Source organism: Streptomyces deserti (assembly GCF_054782695.1).
Genome location: NZ_BAAGRZ010000003.1, coordinates 173209 through 196094 on the forward strand (window position 1 = coordinate 173209; position 22886 = coordinate 196094).

Annotated in this window: 13 protein-coding genes; 2 read left to right on the forward strand and 11 right to left on the reverse strand. The window is 72.5% G+C overall.

All coding sequences use genetic code 11. The annotated features are described in order from the left end of the window. Positions 1 to 154: 154 nt before the first annotated feature. Positions 155 to 1636, forward strand: coding sequence for an MFS transporter (locus ACYVMZ_RS09080; protein WP_461077844.1), 1482 nt, complete (start codon positions 155 to 157; stop codon positions 1634 to 1636). An 80-nt stretch (positions 1637 to 1716) separates the two neighbouring features. Here the strand turns inward: ACYVMZ_RS09080 and ACYVMZ_RS09085 are convergent, their stop codons facing one another. Continuing rightward, a complete protein-coding gene (locus ACYVMZ_RS09085) occupies positions 1717 to 3351 on the reverse strand; it encodes a cellulase family glycosylhydrolase (RefSeq protein WP_461077453.1) in 1635 nt (544 codons plus the stop codon). A gap of 458 nt (positions 3352 to 3809) precedes the next feature. Between ACYVMZ_RS09085 and ACYVMZ_RS09090 the strand changes: the two genes are divergently transcribed. Then, entirely contained in the window at positions 3810 to 5528 is a 1719-nt protein-coding gene (locus ACYVMZ_RS09090; protein ID WP_461077845.1) for a hypothetical protein, read from the forward strand. A 63-nt stretch (positions 5529 to 5591) separates the two neighbouring features. Here ACYVMZ_RS09090 and ACYVMZ_RS09095 read toward each other — a convergent pair whose 3' ends face one another. The 10 genes from ACYVMZ_RS09095 to ACYVMZ_RS09140 form a co-directional block, all read right to left on the reverse strand. Continuing rightward, positions 5592 to 6233, reverse strand: a complete 642-nt coding sequence (locus ACYVMZ_RS09095; RefSeq protein WP_461077455.1) for a cutinase family protein — start codon at positions 6231 to 6233, stop codon at positions 5592 to 5594. 135 nt (positions 6234 to 6368) lie between these two features. Further along, positions 6369 to 7589, reverse strand: coding sequence for a PucR family transcriptional regulator (locus tag ACYVMZ_RS09100; protein WP_461077457.1), 1221 nt, complete (start codon positions 7587 to 7589; stop codon positions 6369 to 6371). 122 nt (positions 7590 to 7711) lie between these two features. Further along, positions 7712 to 8656, reverse strand: coding sequence for an alpha/beta hydrolase (locus ACYVMZ_RS09105; protein WP_461077459.1), 945 nt, complete (start codon positions 8654 to 8656; stop codon positions 7712 to 7714). Between the two features lie 228 nt (positions 8657 to 8884). Continuing rightward, positions 8885 to 12826 carry a beta-ketoacyl synthase N-terminal-like domain-containing protein gene (locus ACYVMZ_RS09110; protein WP_461077461.1) on the reverse strand — a complete coding sequence of 1314 codons (3942 nt, stop codon included), beginning with the start codon at positions 12824 to 12826 and terminating at the stop codon, positions 8885 to 8887. After that, positions 12823 to 14571, reverse strand: a complete 1749-nt coding sequence (locus tag ACYVMZ_RS09115; protein WP_461077463.1) for a fatty acyl-AMP ligase — start codon at positions 14569 to 14571, stop codon at positions 12823 to 12825. The genes ACYVMZ_RS09110 and ACYVMZ_RS09115 overlap by 4 nt, the downstream gene beginning before the upstream one ends. A gap of 71 nt (positions 14572 to 14642) precedes the next feature. After that, a complete protein-coding gene (locus ACYVMZ_RS09120; RefSeq protein WP_461077465.1) occupies positions 14643 to 16217 on the reverse strand; it encodes an acyl-CoA carboxylase subunit beta in 1575 nt (524 codons plus the stop codon). A gap of 230 nt (positions 16218 to 16447) precedes the next feature. After that, positions 16448 to 16816, reverse strand: coding sequence for a VOC family protein (locus ACYVMZ_RS09125; RefSeq protein WP_461077467.1), 369 nt, complete (start codon positions 16814 to 16816; stop codon positions 16448 to 16450). Between the two features lie 188 nt (positions 16817 to 17004). Next, the gene (locus tag ACYVMZ_RS09130) at positions 17005 to 19914 is read right to left on the reverse strand and encodes an ATP-binding protein (RefSeq protein ID WP_461077469.1); all 2910 of its coding nucleotides are present in this window, start codon (positions 19912 to 19914) and stop codon (positions 17005 to 17007) included. A gap of 234 nt (positions 19915 to 20148) precedes the next feature. Then, positions 20149 to 21156: a (-)-alpha-amorphene synthase gene (locus tag ACYVMZ_RS09135; protein WP_461077471.1), complete on the reverse strand. Its 1008-nt coding sequence runs from the start codon at positions 21154 to 21156 to the stop codon at positions 20149 to 20151. Continuing rightward, positions 21140 to 22624, reverse strand: a complete 1485-nt coding sequence (locus tag ACYVMZ_RS09140; protein ID WP_461077473.1) for a cytochrome P450 — start codon at positions 22622 to 22624, stop codon at positions 21140 to 21142. Before ACYVMZ_RS09140 ends, ACYVMZ_RS09135 begins: the two co-directional genes overlap by 17 nt. Between the last annotated feature and the right edge of the window lie 262 nt (positions 22625 to 22886).

The window sequence follows — 22886 nt, forward strand, 5'->3', positions numbered from 1 at the left end:
GCGCGTCGTGGGTTGATCGAGTGGTGACGCGTACGAGGCGGGCGTACGGTCGAACGGTGGCCTCCCGAGAGGGCGACGTGCCATGAGCCGCAGACCACAGCCGACGTCCGCACCGCAGACCACCGCCCCGGAAACCGGCGGTGGTGGAAACGCGATGGCGCTGCTGGTCATCGCGTCCTGTCAGCTGATGGTGGTGCTGGACATCACCATCGTGAACATCGCGCTGCCGCACATCCAGCGCTCGCTCGACTTCTCCACCACCAGCCTGTCCTGGGTGGTCAACGCCTACACCCTCACCTTCGGCGGCCTGCTGCTGCTCGGCGGCAGAGCCGGCGACATCCTCGGCAGACGCCGCGTCTTCATCTTCGGCGTGCTGCTCTTCGTGCTCGCCTCTCTGCTGGGCGGGTTCGCCCAGAACGCCGGCCAACTCCTCGCCGCCCGCGCCCTGCAGGGCGTCGGCGGGGCCATCGCCTCCCCGACCGCCCTGTCCCTGGTCAGCACGACCTTCCGGGAAGGGCCCGAGCGCAACCGGGCGTTCGGGGTGTTCGCCGCGGTCTCGGCGGGCGGCGGCGCGATCGGGCTGCTCGCGGGCGGGGTGCTCGTGGAGTGGCTGAACTGGCGGTGGGTGCTGTTCGTCAACGTCCCCATCGGGCTGCTCATCGCCCTCGCCACACCCCGCTGGATCAGGGAGTCCGAACGCCACCCGGGCCACTTCGACATCACCGGCGCGCTGACCTCCACCATCGGCATGGTGCTGCTGGTGTACGGGTTCATCAGGGCCGCGCAGGACGGCTGGCGGGACGCGCTCACGCTGGCCTCGTTCGCCGGGGCCGCCGTCATCCTCGTGCTGTTCGTCCTGGTCGAGCGGCGCTCCCGGCAGCCGATCACGCCGCTGCACATGTTCGCCGACCGCAACCGCGCGGGCACGTACGGCATCATGCTGTGCCTGGCCGCCGCGATCTTCGGCATGTTCTTCTTCCTCACGCTCTTCGTGCAGAACGTGCTGGACTTCAGCCCGCTGCAGGCCGGGCTCGCCTTCCTGCCGGTCAGCGCGGTCATCGCGATCGGCGCCGGGCTGGCCGCGCGTTTCCTGCCCGTGTACGGCCCCAAACCCTTCATGGTGGTGGGCGCGATCCTGGCGGCGAGCGGCCTGGCCTGGCTCACCCTCACCGACGTGCACTCCACCTACGCGGGCAGCGTCCTCGGCCCGATGCTCGTCTTCAGCCTGGGCATGGGCATGGAGTTCGTCTCGCTGACCCTGATGGCACTCTCCAACGTCTCCCCCCGGGAGACCGGCGCGGCCTCCGGGCTCCTCAACGCCACCCAGCAGGTCGGCGGCTCCCTCGGACTGTCCATCCTGGTCACCATGTTCGGCACGGCCAGCATCAACGAGGCCGCGCAGCAGATCCCGCGGTTCCTGGCGCAGGCGAGCCCGGCCGAGCGGCTGCGCTTCGAACGCACCGGGCAGCTCCCGGGACGCTGGGCCGACGAGGTCCTCACCGCCGGGGTCTCGGCCGCCTTCGTCATGGCGGCGATCTTCACCGTCCTCGCCGCGCTGATCGCCGTCGTCGCCATCCAGGTCCGCCCCTCCGACCTGGAACGCCTCCAGGGCGGGGCGGGGCCCGGCCCGGTCTGAAGTTCCAGTGCATCGCGGGCGCGTTGCCCCGGAGGAACTGCGTCTGCCGTCCCTCCGGGGCGACCGCGCCCGCGCGGGAATCAACTCACGGTGCAGCTCGCGCCATTGAGGGTGAAGGCGGTGGGGCCTGGGTTCGCGGCCCCCTTGGTGGCCGTGAAGCCGAGGGTGACGGAGCCCGACGCGGGGACGGCCGCGGTGTACGAGGCGGAGGTGACGGTGACCTCGGAGCCGCTCTGCGTCGCCGTGCCGCCCCACAGGTTGGTGATGCGCTGGCTGTCGGGGAAGGTCCAGCGCAGCGTCCAGCCGTTGATCGCCGAGCTGCCGGTGTTGCGCAGGACGATCTCGCCCTGGAAGCCGCCGGTCCACTCGTTCGTCACCCGGTAGCGGACGCCGCAGACCGCCGACGAGCCGCCGGGCGCGGTCGTGACCGTCACCGTGCCGGAGCGCTGCGAGCGGTTGCCGGCGGCGTCGCGGGCGTAGACGGCGAAGGTGTACGAGGTGGCCGGGGCGAGGCCGGTGAGGGTGGCGGAGGTGCCGGTCGTCGTGGTGGCGACCGTCTCGGTACCGCCGCCGACGCGGACGACGTCATAGCCGGTGACGCCGGTCGCGTCCGTCGCGGCGGCCCAGGTCAGGGTGACGGACGAGGAGGTCACCGCGGAGGCGGTCGGGGTGCCGGGGGCGGTCGGGGGAGTGGTGTCGCCTCCGCCGGAGGAGTAGATGTCGGCCTCCTCGGACGTGGCCGCGATGCCGTTCGCGCCGTCGAAGATCCGCCGGCCCCACGAGGTCAGCCGGTTCGGGTCGAAGTTCGTGACCATGTCCAGGTACTCGACCCCGCCGCCGTTGCCGCTCCAGGACCAGCCGAGGTAACCGAGTCCGAGCTGCCGGGTCACGGCCAGGATGGTGTCCTCGTCGGGGTTGCCGTCGGAGTGGTCGTGCCCGAACTCGCCCACGACGATGGGCAGTTCCGCGGCGACGAAGCGGTTCAGGTAGTCGCTGACCTCGGCGGCGGTGTCGAAGACGCCGTACATGTGGATGGAGAAGATCGTGTTGGCGTCCGGGTCGGCGGCGAACACCGACGCCGCGTTGTCACGCATGGTGAACGCCCAGTCCTGGCCCCAGTTGGGCGCGTCGACCATGATCGTGTGGTCGAAACCCGCGGTGCGCAGCTTCTGGATGGCCGCCTTGGTGTCGGCCGTCCAGTTCGCGTAACCGGTGTTGCCGTACGGTTCGTTGCCGATGTTGACGATGACGTAGTCCTCCTGGCCCGTCAGGGCGCTCTGCACGCTGATCCAGTAGTCCGCGGCACGGGAGAGGGTGACGGCTCCGCTCTGCTCGCCGTAGCCCGTGGTGTCGTGCACCTCCAGCACGCAGATCAGCCGGTTCCGCTTGCACTGGGCGACGACGTTCGCCACGTCAGCGGTGTCGTTGCGGGTCCAGCGGTCACCGCTGGAGAGGACCACCCGGACGGTGTTGGCGCCCTTGGCCTTGATGTGGGCGAGAGAGCTGATGCGGTCCGGGTACCAGGTGTGGGCGTGGTTGACGCCGCGCATCACGAAGTCGTTCCCGGACGCCTCCAGCAGACGCCCGTTCTCGATGCGGAAGCCGGTGGGCGCCGCGTGGGCCGGGGTGCCGACGGCCAGCAGGGAGAGCAGCAGTCCCAGGAGGGCGGACGCTACGGCGGCCCGGCGTGGGACGGTGGCGGTACGGGATCTCATGGCGGCTCCAGAAGAGGTGGGTGTCAGGAGGCGGCTGCCGTCGACCTGCGGCCGACGGTCGCCGCCGACTGCCGTCGGCGAGGAAGCCGGACGTGGCGCTCGCGCCGGGGCGCGGCTGCCGTCCACGCCGCGTCAGTGAACGTGCCGTCGGCGGCCGTGGTGTGTGTGCCGTTCCAGGTCTGGGTGAGCCCGAGGTGTTCCCTTCCCCGGATGAGATGGGAGCGCTCCCATGGACATCAAGCCATCGTTGTCATTTGCGCGTCAAGACGTCGGGGCGGGGTGTTCAAGGAGGTGCAGGTGGCGTCCGTCTGTCAGACGGGGGGCCACGGCCGTCTCGAGCCGAGGTGCTGGCGCTGCGGCACTGTGCGCTGGTGACAAATGCCTTCCCTGGAACCTGAGTTCCCGTCAGTACTCCCTGAGCACACACCGGACGCAGCCCTACCGTCCGTGGCATGGACATGAATCGCAGCAGGAGAGGACGTACATGGCGCAGCGCCGCTCTGGCGGTGCTGCTGACCGCCGGGACGCTCACGGCCGCGGCGCCGGACGCCCTGGCGGACGGGCCGCGAACCGAGACGCCGGTGGGGTCGACGTCCCCGGTCGCCGGAGTGCGCGAGTCGGTGGTGCGGGTGAAGGTGCCGCTGCCGAAGGAGGCCGGGCCCCGTCCGGCCGCGTGCGACTGGCTGTCGTATCTGCGCTACCGCGCCGCCGGAGGGCCGCAGGCCTCGGCCGACGCGGACCGGATCCTCGTCGCCCAGCCGGGCATCCTGGAGGGCGCCGGGGCCTTCGACAGCGTCGCCCGCAACACCGTGGCACGGGCCGCCGAGCAGGGCCTGCACATCGAGTTCTGGGCGCTGGACCGGCGCTCCAACTGCCTGGAGGACCGCACCGGCATCGCCTCCGGCGACCAGCACACGGCCGTCGACTACTACTACCGCGGCAAGGAGGTCGACGGCCGCACCTTCGACGGCTACGTCGGCAACGGGCAGTTGAGGTGGATGGCGAAGCTCGGCATCGAGCAGACGGTGCGCGACCAGTACGACCTGCTCGCCGCCGAGCTGCCCGACCAGGGGCTGCGCAAGCGGAAGGTGCTGTGCGGCGGGCACTCGCTGGGCGGGGTGATCACCGGGTACTTCGCCACCGCCGACTTCGACGGGAACCGCACCACCACCCAGGACGCCGGACACAACCAGTGCGCCGGCTACTTCGCCCTCGACACCACCGTCTCCACCTCACTGGCCGATCTGAACGGCAGCATCCCGGACGACACCAACCTGCCCGACATCGGCCTCGGTCACGGCGCCATCCAGGCCGGGCTCGACAGCGGGGTGCTGCCGCGTGCGCTGTCCGCGCCCGTGCTGCTCAACCCCGAGACCATGACGCTGCTCGCCATCGCCGGACTCGGTGCCCTCCAGGACCCGGACGCCGAGGCCGACCTGCCCCGCCGTCTGCCCGCCAACCTCAACATCGAGGCCACCAACCGGTTCCTGTTCTCCGAGGACACCGCCACCTTCCTCACCGGCTCACCCGCGGTGAAGGACTTCCGGCTCACCAACGCGGCGATGCTCGGCGCGCTGCTGGACGACCACTCCGTACCCCTGGCGTTCCTGCAGACCAGCGTCGGCTTCTTCGACGGCGGGCCCATCGCCGACAAGAACTTCCCCGTCGCCAACGGCAGTTCCCAGCAGGCTGGGCTCTTCGGCACGGAGTACAAGGCCATCCCGGACCGCCCGCACGGGCCGCTGTACACCTGGCGGAACTACGACCGGGTCGGCGACCCCGACGACCCCGGGTACCGGTCGGCCGACGGCACGCCGTTCACGAACGCCGGCAAGGAGGTCACCGACATCCGGCAGCTGGCCCGCAGCCTCGCCGAGCAGCCGCTGGACTTCACCGAGCAGTACTTCCCGACCAAGCTGGTCACGGACCTCCAGCTGGCCACCTCGCCGCAGGTGAAGAAGCTCGTCGTGCATCCCGGCGGACTGACCGCCAACCCGACCCTCACCGTGCTCGCGGGCGAGGGACTGCTGGCGGGCCGCGTCCCCGCTGACCTGAACCCGGTGGTCGCCGACGGCTACCAGCACCTCGACGTGCTGACCGCGGCGCCCGTGCAGAACGACGGCCGGCCCGAGCCCGTCTCCACCCACCTCGCGCGGTTCGCCGCGACCCCGCGCTAGCCGTCCAAGGACAGGGCCCGGGAGGATCTCCTCCCGGGCCTCTGCCGCGCCTGCGGCTACGGATCAGACCTTGCCCACGGCGAACGCGGCCGCCTCGTCGGCGTCATCCGAGTAGCCGAGGTGTGCCAGCGTGTCGCCCCCGCCGCGCTCGCAGACGGGGTCGCCCTTCGCGCAGACGTCGAAGGTGCGGCTCTGGTACGTGCCGGTGACGCTCTTTCCGAGGGCCCGGATCGGGTTGCCGAACAGCAGCACCGCGGCGACCTTCGGCTCGACCGACGCGGGCAGGGTGGCCACGATCGGGCTGCCGACCACCGCGCCCGCACTGCTGATGCCGATCGAGTTGTCGACGACATTCGCGCCCTGCGAATAGCCGACGAGAATGAACCTCTGGTTCGGGCACGACGCGGCCTGGCTCTTGACGTGGTTCACCAGATCCGAGTTGCCCCGTGCGGCCGAGGTGGGGGAAAGGTTCGCGGGATAGTCCACCGCATAGCTGGACAGACTCTTGCCCGCCAGTTTCTTCTGCAGCTCGGAATACACCGGGTCGCCGACGATCAGGCCGAGCCGGCCCGGCTCGAACGTGCCTCGCGCCGAGACGACTTCGACGTCCGTGCAGGGAGCGGCCGAGGCCGTGGGTGCCGAAAGAGTGGCGAGTCCGGCCCCGCCGGCCAGCGAAAGCACGGCGAGGCACAAACGAATACGCATGGAATCCTCCGCGTGTGAGGCGCGTGTTACGCCTGCGAAAAAGGACGGCCCGAACGTATTCCGTTGACTCGGCCAGGTGTTATGGACGGGATTATGGAAATGTCGCGAGTTTTTGTCGCCGGGTGAATGTCGGAGTCAGTTCTCCGGTGTGCGCAGTGCCTCGGCCCGCAACGCGAGAATGAGGTCGAGGCGGGTATCGGGATCGTGCAGGGCGTCGCCGAAGAGCTTCTCCAGCTGGCGCAGGCGGTAGCGGACGGTCTGCGGGTGGACGTGCAGACGGGTGGCGACGTCCGGCACGTTGCTGCCGCTGAGCAGCCACGCCAGCAACGTCTCGGTGAGCCGGGCACGCTGCCCCGCCGAGACGCTGTCGAGCGGGGCGAGTGCCCGTGCCCGGAGCCGGCCCAGCAGCGGCTCGTCGCTGTACAGCAGCAGGGTCGACAGATGGTCGGCGCACCGCACCACGCCCTGGCGGGGGAGAATCCCACGGCCCATCAGCCCCAGCGCCCGGGTCGCCCAGCGCAGCGACTGCGCCGCCTCGGTGAGCGGAACCGTCGGCCCGATCGCGGCGGGCCGGCCGCGCAGCGCGAGCGTGAACGCCCGGCCGCCGAAACGGCCGGAGCTGTCCGGGTCGGGCACCAGCATGCGCGGCGGCCGGGACTCCATGTCCACCAGCGCGCCCGCCGCCGCCAGCGGCCGGTCCTCCTCGCGCCGGTCCGCGGCGGCCGCCAGCGCGACGACGGCGACCTGCCGCGGCACCGTCCACCGTGCGCTGTGCGCCAGATCCTGCACGGCCTCCAAGGACACCGGCCCCTCGCCGAGCAGCAGGCCGAGCAGACGCCTACGGCGCCGCTCCAGCTCCTCCGTGCTGCGCAGCTGTGCCTCGGCGTACCCGGCCGCCGCCGCCTCCGCGACCTCGTGCACGGTCCGGAACGCGAGCTCGCCCAGCGCGGCCACCATCGTCGAGTCCAGCCCGAGCTCCTCCGCCGTACGGCCCATCAGCCGCCAGGCGTGCAGCCCGCCCACGCGCAGCGCCGACTGCAGCGCGTCCAGACTGCGTCCCTCCTCGGCCTCGCCGCGCCCGAGTTGGTAGTACGTCGCGGCGATCGCGCTCCCGTCGTCGCGCGGATCGGCGATGTGGTCGACGAACAGGGTCAGGGCCTGCACCACCCCGGCCCGCAGGTTCCTGCCGTAGGTCGCGTCCGCGGGCCGCGCGTACTCGGGAACCTGGCGGCGGACCTCCTCCTCCACCTCGTCGGCCACGGCCTCCAGTTGGGCACGCAGCAACTCGGCCAGCTCTAACGGTATGGGCGTGGCCCCTGCATCGTCCGGCACGGGACGCGGGGCGGGAACAGCCATCACGGACACTCCTTTCACCCGGAAGCGGCTCACCCGCGCACTGTTACCAGTGGGGCGAGTGGGATGTCCTGTGTTGGACGGACGACCCCTCCGCTCCGTTCCGTGCCCCGACGGCACCGAGGTCACCGGGGCACGCCCAGCGCACGGGCGAGCACCGGCCACGAGGCGGTGAACTCCCGCTTCCAGTAGGACCAGTCGTGTCCTCCTCCCGGGTAGAAGTGGGTGGTGACCGGGGTGCGCAGCCGCGCGAGCGCGTCCGTGAAGGCGTGCGCGGAGGGCCACAGGGCGCTCTCCAGCGCCTCGGGCAGCAGATCGCCGCTGCCGCCGGCCAGTCCGCTGCCCTGGGAGACGTACAGGGCGGTGCCGCGCAGCCCCTCGGCACGCGCGCGTGGGTTGAACTCCCGCCAGGTCAGGAAGTTCAGCAGCGGATGGCCCCACAGGGACCCGGCCGGCAGGCTCTCGCGGGCCACGATGGCGTTCACGATCGTCGGCACACCGGGCGCGGTGGTGTCGAGGATCCCACTGTAGGAGGCCGCGGCGGTGAACGCGCCCGGGTGGCGGGCCGCGTGCGCCATCGCCCCGTAGCCGCCCGTGGAGACCCCGGCGACGGCCCGGGCACCGGAGGCCCGGTACTCGCGGGCGAGCAGCGCCGGGACCTCCTCCAACTGGAACGTCTCGTAGTCGGGCCCGCCCCGCCAGACGCTCGGGATGCCGGTGGGACCCGCGTCCGGCATCGCCACGATCAGGTCACGGCCCTCGGTGAAGGCCTCGATGTCCGTCTCCCGCGTCCAGGACGTGTAGTCGTCGTGGGCGCCGTGCAGCAGATACAGCACGGGGTACGTCCGCCCGGGCTGCCGGTCGAAGCCCGCGGGGAGGATCAGCCGTACTGGAGCGCTGCGGCCGAGCGCGGCGGAGGGGACGGACACGTCCAGGGTGCGCGGTCCGAGCCGGGTGGCCGCCCGGGCGCGGCCGGTCGCGGTCGCGGCGCCGAACAGGACGGCCGCAGAGGCGGCGGCCGTCGCCTTCGCGACGGTACGCCGGGGCACTCCGGTGGGGCGGTCGGGCATGGCGGCTCCTCGGGGCTTCGGTTCAGGGGGTTCGGTCGGTGAGCACCCGGCCAGGACGGGTGGCTTCAGGGGGTTCGGTCGGTGAGCGGGTTCGGCCGGTGAGCACCCGGCCAGGACGGGTGGCTTCAGGGGGTTCGGTCGGTGAGCGGGTTCGGCCGGTGAGCACCCGGCCAGGACGGGTGGCCTCAAGAGGCCCGTTCGGCGAGCACCCGGCCGAGACGGCCGGCGTCAAGGGGCCCGCTCGGCGAGCACCCGGCCGAGATGGGCGGCGATCTCGTCGACGTACGGCGGGTCGAGCAGCGACAGATGATGACCGGGCACCGGCACCACCTCCAGACGCGGGCACACCTCGTCCCAGCCCAGCGCCTCGTCGTCCCGCTCGTACGCCGGATCCCGCACGGTGTGCGGGGCGGGCTCGGTGGCCCGGTACAGGACCACCCGGCCGTCGTGCCGGCCCGGACGGTGCGCCTCGCCGATCCGCAGGTCCAGGTAGGAGGCGCGCTGGTGCTCCAGCGCCGCGGGCGGCACGTCGGCGGCCTCCCGCAGTGCGGTCAGCACGGTGTCGATCCGGTCGCGGTCGTCTTCCGCCGCGATCAGTTCCTCGTACGGCAGGTCCAGCTCGATCCCGTAGGTGTCGGCGACGTGCCGGGCGAAGCCCGTGAAGTGGGCCCGGATCCGGTCGGCCTCCGTCCGCCCGGGCTGCGGCAGGGGCCGTACGGAGTCGATGAGCACCACCAGCTCCACGCTCCGCCCGGCGGCCGTCAGCTGCCGGGCGGTCTCCTGGGCGACGAACCCGCCGAAGGACCAACCGCCGAGCAGGCAGGGCCCGTCGGGGTGCGCGGCCGCGATGGCCTCGGCGTAGCGCCGCGCCTTCTCCGGCACCGTGCGGGCCTCCTCGATCCGCTCCAGACCGAACACCGGCTGCTCGTCCCCGAGCCGTTCGGCGAGCGCCCGGTAGACGGCGGTCGGTCCGCCGGCGGCGTGGACGAGGAACAGCGGGGGCCGGGACCCGGTGGCGCGCAGCACCCGCAGCGGGGACAGCGCCCGTTGGACATGGCCGGCAGCCTCTTCGACGGTGGCCGCGGCGAACAGGTCCCTCAGGGGCAGCTCGATCCCGAACTCGCGCTCCACGGCCGTCCGGATGCGCACGGCCATCAGGGAGTCCAGGCCGAGGCCTGCGAGCGGGGTGGCGGGAGTGATACGGGCGGGCGGGTGCCCGGTGACGGCGGCGATGTGGTGGGTCAGCCGGGCGAGGACCGAGCCGTCGTCCGGCGCTGTCTCCTGGTCGACAGGACGCTGATCGGGTTCGGTGGCCGTCCGGCGGTCCGTCCACCAGTACCGGACGTGCCGCCAGCGCGGCCCGGGCAGGTCGACGACCCGGCCGGGCGGCAGAGGCAGCCGCTGCCCCGCCGCGTACAGGGCGCCCACCTGCGCGGCGAACGCGGCGGATCCGTCCGCGCCCCGGCGCAGCGTGCCGATGGCGAGGGCGCCGGGCGCGGTGTCGGCGACGGCTCCCGTCAGCACCGGGTGGGGCGAGATCTCGACGAACGCCGTGTGCCCGTCTGCGGAGGCCGCCGCGACGGCCCGGTCCAGGCGCACCGGCCGCCGCAGGTTGGCCGCCCAGTGCGCGGCGTCGAACACCGAGTCGCCGCGCGGGTCGTCCAGGACCGTGGAGTAGACGGGGACACGCGGCGACCGGCCCCGCACGTCGGACAACGCGGCGGTCAGCTCCGGCAGCAGCGCGTCGACCTGCGGCGAGTGCCCGGCGCCCACCACCCGCATGGCCCGGGCCGCCCGCCCCTCCCGCTCCAGCCGCGCCACGAGCCGGGCCACGGCCGCCTCCTGACCGGTGACGACCTTCTGCCGGGGCGAGGAGTGGACGGCCACGTGCACACCCGGGAAGTCCCGTTCCACGACGTCCAGTTCGGAGTCGTCCAGGTCGACGACGGCCATCGCGCCGCCGCGCAACCCGCTCAGCAGCCGGGCCCGTACGGCGATGATCCGCGCCCCGTCCGCCACGTCCAGGGCGCCCGCGCACACGGCCGCGGCCACCTCGCCCATGGAGTGGCCGATCACGGCGGCGGGCTCGATGCCGTACGAGCGCCACAGCTCGGCCAGCGCCACCTGTACGCCGAACAGCACCGGTTGGGAGACCTCCAGCCGATCGAGTGCGGCCCCGGACGCCAGGTGGTCGTACAGGGAGAGCCCGCCGCACTCCGCGGCGAGCTGCGGGTCGAGTTTCTCCACGGCGGCGGCGAACGCGGGTTCCTCGGCCAGCAGCCGGCGCCCCATGCCGGGCCACTGGCTGCCGTACCCGGAGAACACCCACACCGTGCCACGGCCGACCCGGTCACGGTCACCGGTCAGGACCCGCGCGTCCGGGCGCCCGGACGCCAAGGCCCCGAGCACGTCGGCCAGTTCGGCCCGGTCACCGGCGACGACGGCGGCCCGTACGGGGCCGCGTCCGGTGCGTCCGGCGAGCGTGCGCGCCACGTCGGCGACGTGCGCGGAGCTCGCGGGCAGCCAGTCGGCGAGCCGGGCCGCGGTGTCGCGGACCCGCTCCGCGTCGGCGTCGGAGAGGAGGTAGAGACGGGCGGCGTGCTCCCCGGCCGGGCGGGGCGGGACCACAGTGGGCCGCCATTCCTCCAGCACCGCATGGGCGTTGGTGCCGCCGAAGCCGAACCCGGAGACCCCGGCGGTGGCCGTACCGCCGTAGCGGGGCCACGGCTCGGGCTCGGTCACCAGCCGCAGCCGGGCGTCGGGCAGCGCGGCACCGTCCGCGCCGTGCAGGGACGGCGGGATGAGATCGTGGTGCAGGGCGAGCACCGTCTTCACCAGCCCGGCGATGCCGGCGGCGGCCTCCAGATGGCCGAGGTTGCCCTTGACCGAGCCCAGCAGCAACGGCTGGTCCGGGTCACGGCCTGGGCCCAGCACCGCACCCAGCGCGCCCGCCTCGATCGGGTCGCCGAGCGGAGTGCCGGTGCCGTGCGCCTCCACGTAGTCGAGGTGCGCCGCGGTGAGCCCGGCCCGCGCGTAAACGGTCTCCAACAGGGCTTGCTGCGCTGCGGGGTTGGGGGCCAGGAGGCCGTTCGAGCGGCCGTCGGAGTTGACGGCGGTGGCGCGGATCACCGCCAGGACGCGGTCGCCGTCCCGCTCGGCGTCCGAGAGCCGCTTCAGCAGGACGAGCGCGCACCCCTCCCCCCGTCCGATGCCGTCGGCCGTCCCCGAGAACGGCTTGCACCGCCCGTCCGGCGCGAGCGCTCCCGCCCGCCGGAAGGCGACCGTGACGGCCGGGGACAGCAGCAGATTGACCCCGGCGGCGATCGCCGTGTCGCACTCGCCGCTCCGCAGGCTCACGCAGGCCTGGTGCACGGCCACCAGCGAGGACGAGCAGGCGGTGTCCACGGCCAGGCTCGGCCCGCGAGCGTCCAGGACGTACGACAGCCGTCCCGCGGTGACACTCAGGGCCGCACCGGCCGGGGCCCACGGGTCGACCGCGCCCGGGTCGGCGCCGGTGAGCTGCCCGTACTCGGGAGCGGAGACACCGACGAAGACTCCGGTCGCGGTACCCGCCAGGGACACGGCCGGGACGGCGGCGTGGTCGAGCGCCTCATGGACGACCTCCAGCAGGACCCGCTGCTGCGGGTCCATCACCGCCGCCTCGCGCGGGCTGATGCCGAAGAACTCCGCGTCGAACCCGGCGATGTCGTCGAGATAGCCGCCGTACGGGAGCGCGTCGGCGGGCGGGAACGGGGTGAAGTCGCGCCACCGGTCCTCCGGGACCCGCCGGATCGCGTCGACGCCCTCGGTCAGCAGCCGCCAGTAGTCGGCCGGACCGTGCACCCCGCCGGGCAGCCGGCAGCCGACCCCGACCACCGCGACCGGCTCCCCGGACGGCCGGGCCACCGGTACGGAGACGGGCCCCGCCGCCGTCCCGCACAGCCGCGCCACCAGCGCCTCGCCGGTCGGCGCCTCCCACAGCAGCGTCGCCGGCAGCTCCCGCCCCGTGGCCCGGGACAGCTCCCCGGCCAGGGCGACCGCGTCTCGCGAGGACATGCCGAGGTCCGCGAGCGGCCGGTCCATCGGAACGTCCTGCGGCGCCGTGCCGTTCCATGCGGCCACCCGCTCGGCGATCAGCCGGCGCAGCGCACCCGCGTCCGCGGCCGTCACTGCCCGGCCCCCGCCGTCTGCGCGTACGCCCCCTCCAGGTACCGCGCCCGGGTCAGCGCCCGCGACACCTTTCCGCTGGACGTACGGGGCACCGTGCCCGGTGGCACGAGCAGCACGTCGGCGAGCCGCAGCCCGTGCCGCGCCGAGACGGCACCGCGCACGGCACGCACCACACCGGGCACATCGAGGTCGGCGAGGCGCGCGGTCCGCACGTGCTCGGCCACGACCACCACGCGCTCGCCCGCCGCGCCGGGCACGGCGAACGCGGCGAGCCGGTCCCGGCGCACGGCCGGATGCGCGTCCTGGGCCGTGGCCTCGACGTCCTGCGGGTAGTGGTTACGGCCGTCGACGATGATGAGGTCCTTCAGCCGCCCGGTGACGACGAGCTGCCCCTCCAGCACCGTCCCCAGATCACCGGTACGCAGCCAACTACCTTGAACAGACTCGGCGTTGGCGAACGCCGCCCCGAAGACCCGCCCGCTCTCCTGCTCCCGGTTCCAGTAACCACGGCCGACGTTCGGCCCCTGCACCCAGATCTCACCGACCTCCCCCTCGGACAGGGCGGTGCGGGTCACGGGGTCGGCGATCCGCACCCGCTGCCCCGCCGGGCTGCCGCAGCCCGCCAGCAGCACGGCCCGGGGATCGTCCGGCCGCGCGGGCAGGGCCTTCCCGGCGGCGAGCGCGTCACGGTCGAGGGCGAACCGGCGCAACGGCTCACCGGGCCGGGCGGCGCTGACGAACACCGTGGCCTCGGCCAGCCCGTACGACGGGCAGTGAGCCTCCGGGGCGAGGCCCTGCTCGGCGAAGGCGGCGTGGAAGCGGTCGGCCGTGCCGGGGCGCACCGGCTCGCTGCCGTTGATCAGCGCGACCACCCCGTCGAGCCGGAGGTCCGCCTTCTGCTCGCCGGTGACGGCGGAGGCGCAGTAGTCGTACGCGAAGTTGGGCGCCGCGCTCACCGCCCGCGGATGCGCGCCCAGCAGCCGCAGCCACCGCACCGGCTCGTGCAGGAACGCCGCCGGCTCCATGAGCACCGACAGCAGCCCGCGCACGACGGGAGCGGCGACGCTGAGCACCAGCCCCATGTCGTGGTAGAGCGGCAGCCAGCCCACGCACGTCACCGGATGCGCGTCGGCACCGTACGCGGTCAGCGCCTGACGGGCGTTCGCCACGACGTTGGCATGGCTGATCTCCACGCCCGCCGGGGCGCGGGTCGAACCGGACGTGTACTGCAGATACGCGGTCGCCCCGGCCTCCGGTGCCACCGGCCGCCAGTCACGGGCGTCGTCGTCGGGCACCTGGTCGGCGACCACGACCGGCACTCGGTCGCACAGAGCCCGCACCTCGGGCAGGGCCCGGCTCGTGGTCACGACGACCTCGGCAGACGCGTCGGCCAGCACGCCCGTGAGCCGGTCCTCGTGCCCGGGCAGGCCGGGCGGATACAGCGGTACGGCCACCAGCCCGGCGGCCAGCGCCGCGAGGAACGCGGTGACGTACTCCGTGCCCTGCGGGCACAGCAGCGCCACCCGCGCACCCGGCCCGGCCTCCTGGGCGAGCCGGGCGGCCAGCGCCCGCATCCGCACGTCCAGGCGCCGCCAGGTCAGGGTCCGGTGGACGCCGCGCGAGTGCGGTGCGGGATGCTCGACGAAGGTGAACGCCCGGCGGTCCGGGGCGGTGCCGGCCCAGTGCCGCACATACTCCGGCAGAGTCCGGCACGCGGGCGCGAGCGGGGGACGACGGCTGTCCATCTGGCGTGACTCCTCACGTCGCGGATCGGCTGACGGCCCTGCGGGCCGGGTGGTTTCTCGGCTCGTGCGGATCAGAGCGGGATGTTGCCGTGCCGGCGCTCCGGCATCGGCGCGCGTTTGCCGCGCAGCGCGCGCAGGGCGCGGCAGATGTGCGCGCGGGTGTCGCGTGGCGCGATCACTGCGTCGACATAGCCGCGTTCGGCGGCGAGGTAGGGCGTGCCATGGGTGCTCTCGTACGCGGCGACCAACTGGGCGCGCAGCGCCTCGGGATCGTCGGCGGCGGCCAGTTCCCGCCGGTGCAGGACACCGACGGCGCCCTCGGCACCCATGACGGCGATCCGGGCGGTGGGCCAGGCCAGGTTGACGTCGGCGCCCAGGTGCTTGGAACCCATCACCGCGTACCCGCCGCCGTACGCCTTGCGCACCACCACCGTCACCTTGGGCACGGTCGCCTCGGCGTACGCGTACAGCAGCTTGGCCCCGCGCCGGATGATCCCGCCCCGCTCCTGGCGAACACCGGACAGATAGCCCGGCACGTCCGCGAACGTCAGCAGCGGGATCCCGAAAGCGTCGCAGAACCGCACGAACCGCGCCGCCTTCTCCGAGGCGTCGATGTCCAGGACACCGGCCGCGTGCAGGGGCTGGTTCGCGACGACCCCGACCGAACGGCCCTCGACTCGGGCCAGCGCACAGATGATGTTCGAAGCGAACAGTGCCTGCACTTCGAGCAGTTCACCGTCGTCGACCACCGCGCACAGGATCTCCCGCATGTCGTAGGCCTGCTCGAGCCGGTCCGGCACGACCGTGTCGAGGAGGTCCCCGGCGGGCGCGTGCCCCGGGAGGTACTCCGGGGGCCGCTCCAGGTTGTTCGCCGGGAGGTACGACAGCAGGTCGCGTACGGTGTCGAGGGCGTCCTCCTCGTCGGCGGCCAGGAAGTGCGCGTTGCCGTTGACGGCGTTGCTGGTACGGGCGCCGCCCAGCTCCTCGGCGGTGGTGCGCTCACCGGTGACCGCCTCGATGACGTCCGGCCCCGTGACGAACATGTGCGAGGCGCCGTCCACCATCACCGTGAAGTCGGTGATCGCCGGCGAGTACGCGGCCCCGCCCGCACACGGCCCCAGGACGGCCGAGATCTGCGGGACCACCCCGGACGCCTGCACATTGCGGCGCACCAGCTCCGCGTAGAGGGCGAGCGAGGCCACGCCCTCCTGGATACGGGCGCCGCCGGAGTCGTTGAGCCCGATCACCGGGCAGCCGGTCTTCAGCGCCAGATCCATCAACGCGACGGTCTTCTCCCCGAAGGCCTCGCCCATGCTGCCGCCGAACACCGTGGAATCCTGGGCGAACACGCACACCTGGCGGCCGTCGATCGTGCCGTGACCGGTGACCACCCCGTCGCCGTAGGGTCGGCGGGCACCGTCCCCGGTGGGCCGGGCCCGCACGAACTGCCCGGTCTCCGTGAAGGAGTCCTTGTCCAGCAGCCGCTCGATCCGCTCCCGGGCCCCGAACTCGCCGCGCCGGCGCGGCCCGCCCGGGACGAGTGCCTGCTCCTGACGGTGCGCCAGATCGGTGATGCGGTGCGTAGTACCGCCGGGTGCGCGCGCCGCCGCTTGGCCCGGGCCGGATGTCGTCGCCTCTGTGCTCACAACCACCTCCGCAGTGGCTGTCGAATATGGCAGTGAGGCGGCGGGAGGCTGGGCGGATCGTCGTTCTGTGTGGGGGAATTGAGTCCTCCGGTAAGAGGTTTCATCCCCGTGTGACAAGACAGCTCAGGGGGCTGAGAAGTCAAGCGCTCACGCCGGCGAAGACAGTCGTGGGCCACGGCTGCTGCTGCCAGGCAGGTAGCCCACGATCAGCACATGCCCCTGGACCAGCGTCACCGGACCGGGATCGGCTGAGTGAGGTTCACCGGGTTGCCGTCGGGGTCCTGGATGTGGGCGACGCGCTGTCCCCACGGCATGTCGTTGGGGCCGCCGCGGACCGAGCCGCCCAGCGCCGCCACCCGGCCGAGCGTCTCGTCGACGTCGTCGACGCCGATGCTGAGCAGGATCCGCGACGCCGCCCCAGTCCCCGGGTTCGCCTTGGCCACCAGCCCGAGGTCGGTGTCGCCGATGCGCAAGCCGAGGTAGAAGGCCGGGCCTTCCGCCGGCACCCGGAAGATCTCCTCAGCGCCGAACAATTCCGTGTAGAAGCCGAGCAGAACGTCCTGGTCGGCAGTCAAGATCACTGGCTGGATGGTGGACATGGCACTCCTGTCGAGAACCGTCGTGTCGCTGGGTAGACCGTTCGAGGCCGGTGAACTCATCGGCACAACCACCCGCCGGACGATCTCCAACACAGACTGCCGCCCACGACCAGCACGAGCACCCCGAAACAAGGTCACGCCACCCCGCTGACCAGCCACTTCAAGATGGCGGAAACGTCAGGCGCGGGTCACGGCCGGGGGCCGGGGAAGGTCTCCAGGGCTGCGGCGAGACCGGCGGCATCCGTGCCGATCTTGCGGTACACGGAGGAGAGCAGCTGCCGCACGCCTTGTTCGGTGAGGTGCAGTTCCTTGGCGATCACGGCCGTCGGGTGGCCCTGGGTGGTCAGTTCGGCGGCCTTGCGTTCCGGCACGGTGAGCGTGTCCGTCTGCGCGTAGCGCAGGGGCAGCGGCCGCAGCCCGGCCGCGGACAGTTCCTCCCGCGCCCGGGTGGCCAGGGCCTCGGCACCGCAGTGGACGGCGCCTTCCAGGCCCTGGTAGAGGCGGTCGGCGGCCTCCTGCAGCTTGCCGTTCCGGGTGAGCGCGACGCCGTGGCCGACCAGCGCACGGGCCAGCTCGTAGGCGGCCGGGGAGCGTTCCAGGTGGTCGACGGCCTCCGCGTACAGGTCGAGGGCCGTCGGTCCGCCGGTCACCTTGGCCAGCGTGTGGAGCGCCTGCCCGATCGCGGACGCCGCACCGAAGTCCCGGGCCCGCTCGACGGCGTCCTGGGCATGGTGGACCGCTTGGTCAGGGGCGGTGCGGGCGAGTGCCGAGGCCAGTTTCAGCCGCCAGGGGCACCATGCGGGGTTGCGCCAGTCCCGTGCCTCCAGCCACTTCCCGACCTCGGACAACAGGCGCGCCGCGTCCGCGAGTCGCCCCTCCGCAAGGAGCAGTTCGGCGTACACCGTGCGGGGATCGGGGAAGATGACGGCGTTCGGGACCACGCCGCCGTAGTGGTGGGTGTCGGCGAGCTGGCGCGCCTCGGCGGTCCGCCCACGGGCCAGCAGGATCTGGATGAGAATGCCGATGGCGAACCACTGGGCGGGCACCGCGCCTTCGACGCGCTCGGCGGTGTCCAGCCCTGCCCGGACGAGCTCTTCCGCCTCGGGGAGGCAGCCGCGGCGGTACCGGATGTAGCCCAGCAGCGTCTGGCCCTGCGCCAGATGGGAGCCGCGCCACCCCATGTGCTCGCACTCGGCCATCCCCGCGGCGAACAGTTCTTCGGCCCGCCACGGCTGGTCGCAGTACATGAACAGCAGGGCGACCGCGACGGGCACCTCGAAGCCGCGGTTCTCGTCGGTCCAGCTCATCCCTCCGCGCAGGGCGTCCTCGGCATACCCGAGGGCGGTCCGCCGCGGCTCGCCGCGCACGAGGGCGTCCCACGCCCGCAGACCGAGGATGTAGCGCTCCTCCAGGCCGCGGCCGGTCAGCTTGTCGGCCAGCCGCGCCAGCCGGCGTGAGCGGGCGGACAGGTCGGGCTCGTCGGCGCGAAACGCGCTCCATACGAAGTGATCGGCCTGCATGCGCAGTTTGACGCGCGCATTCGTGGCCCTCCGCGCCTCGTCGGCGGCCACGGTCGCGGCCTCGGTGAGCCGGTCGGTGTGGGCCAGCGCCTGGGTCAGCCGGTAGACGATGGAGGCGCGCAGGTCGGGGTCGATTCCGGGCTCCGTCAGCGCCTCCCGGAGATAGCTGACCGTGGCCGTGGGCTCGATCAGGAAGGTCGAGCAGGCGAGTTCGTGGAGAAGGGCGGCGCGGTCCTCCGCGGGCGGCGGTTCCCGCAGCGCTCGGGTCAGCACGCGCCGGGCGGCCTCCGGGGCCCCGGCGCGGAGGTACTCGCGCGCGGCGGCACGCAGGCACGCGACCGCCTCGGGCCGGCCGTCGCAGGGAACCTCCAGCAGGTGCCGGGCGGCAGCGGTGGGGTCGGGCCCGACCGCCTGGGCATGGTAGGCGGCCGCGTTGTGCATGCCCACCCGCAGGGCCGAAGGGACGGCGCGGTAGATCGTCGTGGCGATCAGCGGGTGGACGAACTCCAGGCTGCCCCCGGGCCTGCCGCCGTCCGCGAGGATGCGGCAGGCGCGCAGCTTCTCCGTCGCCTCGGCGGCCTCCTCGCTGCCGACCACCGCGAGGTCGGCGGCAACCTCCGGTGAGAAGGGCCCACCCAGGACGGCACCGGCCCACGCGAAGCGGACGGTGCTCGTGCCGAGCCGGTTGAGGCGCTCGATCAGTCCGGGGCCCTTGACCGCCGCGGCGAGGTCCCGCATCAGGGGCAGGTCGTCCTGGGTGCCCTTCACCTGCCGCTCACGCAGCCTGATGGCCAGTTCGACGGCCTCGAACGGGCTTCCGCCGGTGACCGTCCAGCACTCCCCGCAGAACGCGTCCTCGGCTTCCTCACCCACTTCGTTCCTGATGATCCGCGCCACACCGGCCTCGCCGAGCGGAGACAGCAGGTGCGGGCGCTGCTCGTGGCGTTCGACGAGCGTGCGGAAAGAGGTCGCGTCGGGCGGGAGTTCGCCGGGCCGGTAGGCGACGACGATCAGGAGCGGCAGGTCCGCGACCCGGGGCGCGAAGGAGGCGAGCCAGTCAAGGGATTCGGCATCGGCCCAGTGCAGGTCGTCCAGGAGCAGAACGAGAGGCACGTTCATCATCGTCAGGCGCGTCATGACCCAGTCGAGGCCGTCGCGCACTCCGGTCGGGTCCGGCATCCGAGCGGGATCCGTCGCCTCCAGACCGAGCGCGGCGCCGACGATGTCGTACCAGCTGCCCAGGAAGTCCCGGCGCTCCGTCTCGCTCATCCTGGCCAGGGCGGGCTGCATGACCTGGCGCACGACGCGGAACGCCAGCCCCTGCTCGGTCTCACCGCCCTTGCCCGAGAACACCGTGAACCCGAGTGCGGCGGCGCGGGCGCGCGCCGCCGCGATCAGTGTCGTCTTGCCCAGCCCGCCCTCACCGGTGAAGGCGAGCAGCCCGCCACGCGGTTCCCGGGGCACGCCGTCGACGGCGTCACGGAGCTCCGACAACGCGCGGTCGACGGCCTGGAGTTCGTCGTCGCGTTCGAGTAGAGGCCGGTGTTCGGTGATCGGTTGCCGCAGCCCATGGGCCATGTGGTCTACCGCTTCCTGTCGTTGCTCCCCGCCGGACGGGGCGAGCGTACGCGCTGCTGCACACCCCCTTGGCCGGGTCGGAACAGGAGGTCGACACGGAGGGTGAATTTTCCGCAGGAGCGCTTCGAGTCTCAACCCTTCGGGTAGCCTGCTCTGTTTCCGCCCCTCTCGGAACCTCTGCGCGGGCGACCGGTCGGGGCAGAGGAAACAGCGGAAGCAGAGGAAGCAGCGGAATCAGAGCACGGCGGGTGCCGCCATCGTGTCCGCGTACCGCGGCACGGTACGGGACCAGAAGTAGCAACCGCGGATCCAGCCGGCCATGCCCTCCACGTAGCCGACGCCGGACGGGCTCAACTGCGGCCTGATCTCACCGTAGAGCTCCTCGAACTCGCGGATCGTGCTGTTGATGTGCCGTATGGCCAGCGTGACGGCCACCGGCAGGGGGCACTCGTGCGCCCGCTGGTAGGCGAGGGCCAGGTTGATCAGGCCGCCCGCCCGCTGCTCCTTCACCGCGGAGAAGAGGTCGGGAATCCACACCGCCGCGTCGGCCGACAGCCGGCTCAGGCGGCGCATGACGGGATGATGGAGCTCCTCCGGGGTCAGTTCGCACGGCTGCGCGGCCTCGCACAGTGGATAGAACGGCTCGACGCCCGCGATGAGGGAACGTATGGACCGGCACAGCCCGCTTCCCACAGGGGCGGGGTCGGTCTGGGCCACCGCTTCGTACAGCAGGCCGTGCACGTACTCACGGCTGTTCCAGGCCCATCGTGCGGCCTGGGCGGGGGTGCACCGCTCCTGGACCTGTCGATGCAGGTCGGCCAGGGCCGCCCCGAGCGGGGTGGCGGGCGGTTGGCCGTCCCGCAGGATCCCGACGCTCTCGCTCAGCATGGGCAGCAGCCGGCCGGGCGACCGTCGGCCGACGTCCTCCGCCCGGTCGTCGAAGACGAACTGGTAGGCGATCTGGTTGGCCATGATCTGGAGGAGCCCGGAATCCATGGTCGGACTGTTGAAGGCCGCGAGTTCGGCGGGGCGCGTACAGGAGATCATGGCCGCGACTGCCGGGTCATCGGTCAGCCCCCATGCGCTCAGCCATTTCTCGACACCTGCCGCCGCTTCGGACGCGTGGGGGTTGCTCCGGAACGGGAAGGGCATGTAGAGGTTCGCGTCGATCAGTTCCCTCAGGTTGACGGCCGGAATTCCGTCCTGCGCGGCGAGCGCGATTTCCTCATCCGTCCTGGACATCGTTGCCACCTGCCGTTCGGGAGTTGTGGACGACGGGTACGACGGTTGTCCGGGGTACGCGGGAACCTTCCCGAGGAGGTGTGCCCACCGGCCGCCCCGCTCGCGGTTCGCTGACCATCATCAATCCTCTCGGCCCCAACGACGCCGCGGGGCGCAGCCGTTCGGCGTAGCCGGGCAGATGGCGCAGCCGCCAGTGGCGGGCGATGAACGCGACGGCCACCGTGGCCTCCGCCAGGGCGAGTGTCTCTCCGATGCATTTCCGGCTGCCCGCACCGAACGGAATCATCGCTCCGGGCGGGACGGCGACGGCCTGCCCCGGCAGCCAGCGGTCGGGGAGGAAGCGGTCGGGGTCGGGGAACCAGGCGGGGTCGTGATGCAGGAGGTACGGGCTGAACATGACGGTGGCGCCCTGCGGGAGACGGTGCCCGGCCAGCTCCGTCCCCTTCGTGGTGACGCGGGTGAAGAGCCAGCCGGGCGGGCGGTGGCGAAGGGTCTCGGTGAGTACGCACCGGGTGTGGACGAGGCGCGGCAGCGCGTCGGGGCCGGGCGGCCGCCCTCCGGCGAGCACGGCGTCGACTTCGGAGTGCAGGCGCGCTTCCTCGTCGGGATGCCGTCCCAGGAGCTCCAGGGCGGAGGACAGGCACAGGGAGGTGCTCTCGGCTCCGGCGAACATCAGCGTGATCACCTGGCCGTGGACTTCCCTGTCGGTGATCGCCGTCCCCCCGCCGTCGCCCCGCGCGGCCGCCAGCAGGGTCCCCAGCAGGTCGTCCCGGTCGTCGTGGGGTGTGCCTCCTCGGCGCTCGGCGATGGCCGCCTCGACGATCGCGCGCAGGCGGTCGGAAGCGTGCTGGTAACGCCGGTTCGCGGGCGTGGGAAGACGGAACAGGGCGTCGACCGGCATCACCGTCCGGATGAACATGCCGCGGACCACGGTGGCCAGGCACCTGCGCATCTCGGCGGCCGTCGCGGCGTCGAGGGAGTCGGAGAAGAGGACGCGGCTGACCACGCGTGTCGACAGGTCCAGCATGGTGGCGCTGATGTCGACCACCTGCCCGGCCCGCCACGCGCGGCACGCCGACTCCACTTCCTCGCCCATCAGTGCCACCTGCTCGGCGACGCGGGCCTTGCGGAACTCGGGTTGGAGCAGCCTGCGCTGGCGTCGGTGATCCTGATGGCGGCACGTGCCGACGCCGTCCCCCAGCAACATCCGCAGCCTGTCGTAGAGCGGGCCACCCTTGTCGAACGTGCGCGGGTCCCTGAGCACCTGGTGCACCAACTCCGGGTGACACGCCATCCAGGCACGCTGGGGACCCAGGCGAATCTCGACCAGATCTCCGTGCGCGGGCAAAGAATTAAGAAAGGCCAGCGGCCGACGGACCAAGTCGATACCGTGGCCGATGAATGGGAATATGCCTGGAGCAGTGCCCACTGTCCAGTCTCGGGCCGGTCCGGGAACGGAGCCGCTCATCGAATACCACCTGCCTCAGTTGGCACACGGGATTTCCGTGCCGTCGCACCGACTTGATGCTCGCCTCATGTCCTGCCCAGTGGAATCTGCCGACGGCTCGCGGAATCCTTTTTCCATAGGGGCGCACGGATGCACGGAGGGGCGTCGAGCGCATCAAGGTTGCTGCGTGCACCCGGCTGATCGTTGCTTTTCTGCTGTTCTGAGCGTTTTCCCGCGTCGCGATGTGAATCCGGGCGGTGGTGACAAAATGCACGGTGAAATC